General features: G+C 41.7%; 3 protein-coding genes. All 3 read left to right on the forward strand.

What is annotated here, in order from left to right:
• Window positions 1-215: 215 nt before the first annotated feature.
• Genes DBR11_RS13610 through DBR11_RS13620 form a run of 3 tightly spaced genes read left to right on the forward strand, consistent with a single transcriptional unit; the run spans window position 216 to window position 6021 of the window.
• Window positions 216-1382, forward strand: coding sequence for an efflux RND transporter periplasmic adaptor subunit (locus DBR11_RS13610; protein WP_108553216.1), 1167 nt, complete (start codon window positions 216-218; stop codon window positions 1380-1382).
• 48 nt (window positions 1383-1430) lie between these two features.
• Entirely contained in the window at window positions 1431-4607 is a 3177-nt protein-coding gene (locus DBR11_RS13615; RefSeq protein WP_108553217.1) for an efflux RND transporter permease subunit, read from the forward strand.
• Window positions 4608-4617: 10 nt separating this feature from the next.
• A complete protein-coding gene (locus tag DBR11_RS13620; RefSeq protein WP_108553218.1) occupies window positions 4618-6021 on the forward strand; it encodes an efflux transporter outer membrane subunit in 1404 nt (467 codons plus the stop codon).
• The last annotated feature ends 50 nt before the right edge of the window (window positions 6022-6071 follow it).

Raw genomic sequence — 6071 nt, forward strand, 5'->3', positions numbered from 1 at the left:
ATTTTAGACAATACAGACATCACCCAACAAGAGCAACTTGACTTTGCTTTGGATAAAGTCAAGCCCTATTTGCCTGTTATTTCGTAGTTTTCTGCAAAGCTTTAGTTACAAAAGGTTCTGAGACTTAAACATTACAATTTAATGTTTAATCTGTATTTTAGTATTAATATTTTCGTCGCCATTGACTTACAAAGACATAAAAAATTAATATTAACATGAAGTTAACAGTCCACTCTATCTGCCTACTACTACCCGCTTTACTGATGATCAGTTCTTGTGGAAACACTGGTCAGAAAAAGGATGCCGCCAAAACTGATCAGGTTCAGGCTTATCCGGTTTTCACAGTAAACACGCAATCTGCCACGCTCCAAACTCAATACCCTGCCACGCTTGAGGGTATACAAAACATTGATATCCGGCCAAAAGTGGATGGTTTTATTGAAAAAATCTACGTAGATGAGGGTGCTGCAGTGAAAAAAGGACAGCTGTTGTTCACCATTAATGCACCTCAGTACGAACAAGCGGTAAGAACAGCAAAAGCGGCCATCAGTAGCGCTGAGGCCGATGTTAACACTGCTCAACTTCAGGTAACCAAAACAAAACCCCTGGTAGACAAAGATATCATCAGTAAGTATGAATTGGATGCCGCCCAGCTTACGCTTCAAACCAAAAAAGCCGCACTTGCCCAGGCAAAAGCGGAACTGGTAAATGCAAACGTAAACCTGGGTTACACCAGTATTACCAGTCCGGTTGATGGTGTAATTGGAAGCATCCCTTATAAAACCGGAAGTTTAGTGAGCAGTACCAGCACCGATCCATTGACAACGGTAGCTAACATTTCCAAAATTTTCGCCTACTTCTCGATGAATGAGAAACAGTTGCTGGATTTCTCCAGAAATTATAAAGGTAAAACACTGGAAGAACAGATGAAGAATATTCCGGCAGTATCCTTGGTACTGGCCGACGGTACTACTTATGCAGAAAACGGAAAGATAGAATCCATCAACAGTCAAATCAATACCAGTACAGGTTCAGCAAGCTTAAGAGCTACCTTTTCCAATCCTGTCAGATTGCTGAAAAGCGGTGCAAGTGCTTCGGTAAGTATCCCTCAGCATGTGGATAACGCCATTCTGATTCCCCAAAAATCAACAACCGACCTGCAAGGCAAGAAATTCGTCTATGTCCTAAACAGCAGTGGCGAAGTCAAAAACACTGAAATTGAAATTATGGAAAATACCGTAAACAATTTCTATGTAGTGACCAAAGGACTAAAAACAGGAGACAAAGTGGTACTTGAAGGATTTCAGTCTCTTAAAGATGGTGTAAAAATTAAGCCGGAAGAACAAAGTGCCGATGTTGTATTTGCCGACCTCAAAAAATAATTAATCTGCTGATGTGATCCGGTTTAGAAACCGGTTGAAAAAGAAAATATGTTTAAGAAATTTATAGAAAAACCCGTATTGTCAACGGTGATCTCGATCATCATTGTCATCCTGGGTATACTGGGACTAATTACCATCCCGGTTTCTCAATATCCCGAAATTGCTCCCCCAACTGTTCAGGTGTCGGCATCCTATCAGGGAGCGAATGCCGACGTTGTGATGAACAGCGTAGTTGTACCACTGGAGGAACAAATTAATGGTGTGGAAGACATGACCTATATGACTTCTACTTCCAGCAACGACGGTACAGCCACCATTACCGTAAACTTCAAACTGGGTACAAATCCTGATCTTGCCGCGGTAAACGTACAGAACAGGGTGTCCAGGGCAACCAGTTTATTACCTGCGGAAGTAACAAAAGCAGGTGTAATTACGGCTAAGAAACAAGCCAGTAACGTACTGATCTTTGGTCTGTACAGCGATAATCCTTCTTACGATCAGAAATTTTTACAGAACTACGCAAACATCAACCTGATTCCTCAAATCAAAAGGATCAATGGTGTTGGTGATGCGAATGCCTTTGGTTTAATGGATTACACCATGCGGATCTGGCTTAAGCCTGATGTAATGGCCAGTTATGGCCTGGTTCCAAATGATGTGAACGTGGCTTTAGCGGAACAGAATATTGAAGCTGCACCCGGCCAGTTTGGTGAGCAGGGAAATCAGTCTTTCCAGTATACCTTAAAATATTCAGGCCGTTTAAAAAACGAACAGCAATTCAGTGACATCATTATAAGAACAGGTACCAATGGACAGGTATTACGCCTTAAAGATGTGGCCAGGATTGAACTCGGTGCCCAAAGTTATGCAAGTTCTGTAAGCTTTGATGGTAAGCCTGCATTAGGTATTGCCATTAACCAGACCGCAGGATCCAATGCTAAGGATGTTATTGAAGGCTCTTTAAAGGTACTTGATGATGCTGCTGCATCCTTCCCTAAAGGGGTTCATTACGCGCCGCTGGTGAATGTGAATGATTTCCTGGATGCTTCTATTGAAAAGGTATTACATACCCTGATTGAAGCCTTTATTTTGGTATTCCTGGTGGTATTTATTTTCCTTCAGGATTTCCGCTCAACTTTGATTCCGGCGATCAGTGTTCCCGTAGCCATTATCGGAACTTTCTTTTTCCTTAGCCTATTTGGTTTTACCATCAACTTGCTAACCCTGTTTGCGTTGGTACTGGCCATCGGTATTGTGGTGGATGATGCTATTGTGGTGGTAGAAGCCGTCCACGCCAAGCTGGACCATGGTTACAAATCTGCAAAAAAAGCAACCATAGATGCCATGGATGATATTACCGGTGCGATCATTTCCATCACACTGGTTATGGCTGCGGTATTTATCCCGGTAAGTTTTATCCAGGGATCATCTGGTGTGTTTTACAAACAATTTGGATTAACACTGGCCATTGCGATTATTCTCTCTGCGATCAATGCTTTGACTTTGAGCCCTGCTTTATGTGCGCTATTCTTAAAACCGCACGAAGAGGAGCATGAGAAGAAAAAGAACTTCCTTCAGAAATTCTATATTGCCTTTAATACTTCCTTTGATCGGATGACTGGACGATATAAAAAGTCCGTCAGCTTCCTGGCCAAAAACAAATGGATGGCCGTTGGAGGTATTGCCTTGTTCACTGTAGTGCTGATCTGGACCATGAGGACAACTCCAAAAGGATTTGTACCTAATGAGGATCTTGGAACGATCTATTCTGATATATCTCTGCCGGCTGCCACTTCCCAGGAGCAGACCAATGTAGTGATCTCAAAAATTGACAGCGTTGTACATACTGTACCAGAAGTTAAAAACTCTTTAAAGGTTATTGGACGGAGTTTGATCAGTGGTACTGGTAGTTCTTACGGGATGGTTATTTCCAGGTTAAAGCCGTGGAACGAACGGCAACGGGATGTAAAGGCAATTATTGCTGAGCTTTTTGCTAAAACGGCCGGTATCAAAGGTGCTAAGATCATTTTCTTTGCCCCACCTACGATCCAGGGCTTTGGTACCAGTGGTGGTTTTGAATTTCAGCTGCAGGATAAAACAGGTGGCGATATTAATAAATTTAATGCAATTGGGAATGAGTTCCTTGCTGCATTGAACAAAAGAAAAGAAATACAGTACGCTGCAACCTCTTTTAACCCGAATTTTCCGCAATACCAGGTAGATGTCAATGTTGCTGTTGCAAAACAAGCCGGACTCAGTGTAAGTGATGTACTGGGTGTATTACAAGGGTATTATGGCGGTGTTTATGCTTCCAACTTCAATAAGTTTGGAAAGCAATACCGGGTTATGTATCAGGCTGATGCTCAATACCGGGCAAACCAGCAAAGCTTAAATGGAATTTATGTAAGAAACGCCAATGGAAAAATGGCGCCTATTTCTGAGTTTATCACGCTAACTAAAGTATACGGTCCTCAGGCTATTTCCCGTTTCAACTTGTTCACTTCCATCTCAGTGACTGGAAACCCGAATCCTGGATTCAGTTCTGGTGATGCTTTAAAAGCTGTACAGGAAGAAGCTGCTATTCATTTGCCAGCCGGATATGGTTACGAATTCTCAGGTTTATCACGTGAAGAGGTAGCTGGCGGTAACCAAACCGTATTTATCTTCTTGCTCTGCGTGATTTTTGTATACTTCCTGCTTTGCGCACAATATGAAAGTTATATCCTGCCTTTAGCCGTTTTAATTTCTCTTCCTATTGGTCTGGCTGGTGTATTTATCTTCGATAAAATCTTTGGTATTGACAATAATATCTATACACAAATTACACTGATCATGCTGGTGGGACTGCTGGCAAAAAACGCCATTTTGATTGTAGAGTTTGCTGTAGACCGCCGCAGAAAAGGAATGAGTATAGTAAATTCTGCAATTGAAGGTGCAACTGCTCGTTTACGCCCGATTCTAATGACCTCTTTTGCTTTTATTCTTGGTTTACTCCCACTTATGCTTTCTACCGGTGTAGGTGCTGCGGGTAATAAATCTATTGGTACAGGTGCAGTTGGAGGAATGCTTATTGGTACGTTATTTGGTGTTTTCGTTATTCCTGCACTCTTTATTATTTTCCAGAGTTTACAGGAAAGGGTAAGCAGTAAATCGCCTTTCGATGATGATATTATAGAGGAACAACAAGATCTTGGATTTCCGGTAACTGATATGCGTGAACATTAATTTTAGAAACATGAACACTAGATATAATAAATTTTATTTCATTGCCGGATTTTTTGCACTTACCCTATCCGCATGTGTAACAAAAAAATACGAACGTCCTGCAATCAATTCAAAGGACCTCTACCGCAGCGTTACAGATTCTGATACCACCACCATAGCTAATCTATCGTGGAAAGTGCTTTTTACCGATCAGACCCTACAGGGACTGATTCAACAGGGCATTAACGAAAATCTGGATTTAAAACAGGCCATCGAAAAAATCAAGGCTGCTCAGGCAACGCTAAATGCGAGCAAAGCGGCCTTCCTTCCAAGTTTGAATGCAAGTTTATCTGCCACTGACAACAAACAGTCTAAGGCGGCTGTTAACTTGCCTACAGGTGTAAATATAGCAACAGAAACACAGACATATACAGGCCAGCTCAGCACCAGCTGGCAGGCAGACATCTGGGGAAAATTGAGTAGTGCTAAAAGATCTGCTTATGCTTCTTTATTGCAAACAGATGCCGCAAAAAGAGCAGTTCAAACCAGCTTGATTGCCAGTATTGCCAATGCTTATTATACCCTTCTTTCTTTAGACCAGCAACTGGCCATTACCGAGCAAACGGTAAAGATCAGACAGACGGACGTAGAAACGATGAAATCTTTAAAAGAAGGTGCCATCGTAAATGGAGCTGCAGTGGTACAGAGTGAAGCCAACTTATATGCGGCGCAGGTCACCATTCCAGATTTAAAACGCAGTATAAGAGAAGCTGAAAATGCGTTGAGTATCCTACTGGGAAAAGGACCTGGAGAAATTACGCGTACCTCGATGGATCAGCAAACTGCTTATGCTGATTTGCGTACAGGTGTATCTTCACAATTGCTTCAAAACCGCCCCGATGTTCAAGAGGCGGAATTCGCTTTCAGAGCAGCATTTGAAAACACCAATAATGCAAAGACCTACTTTTACCCAGCGCTAACGTTAACTGCTAATGGTGGATTGTCCTCTCTTAAACTGAAAAATTTCTTTGACAATTCGATTTTTTATAGTCTAGTTGGCGGCCTTACCCAACCGATATTTAACAACGGACAAAATAAAGCCAGATTAAAAACAGCTCAGGCTCAACAACAACAGGCCTTTTATGCTTTCCAAAAGACTTTGCTAACCAGCGGAGCCGAAGTATCTAATGCCTTATATGCTTATCAGACAGCTAACGAGAAAGAGGAAACCAGGGCTAAACAAATTGCCTCATTGACCAAAGCGGTTGATTATACCAAAGAATTGTTGCGTTACAGTTCTGCTACAAATTATACGGATGTATTAACTTCGGAACAAAGCCTACTGGCAGCACAACTCAGCGGTGTAAATGATAAATTACAAAAACTACAGGCCGTTGTGAATTTATATGAGGCACTTGGCGGTGGTTCTAAATAGCCTTTAACATATAATAAATAAAAAAAACAGCCTGTTGTTCCAACAGGCTG

It is taken from the genome of Pedobacter sp. HMWF019, from assembly GCF_003061025.1.
Taxonomy (GTDB): domain Bacteria; phylum Bacteroidota; class Bacteroidia; order Sphingobacteriales; family Sphingobacteriaceae; genus Pedobacter.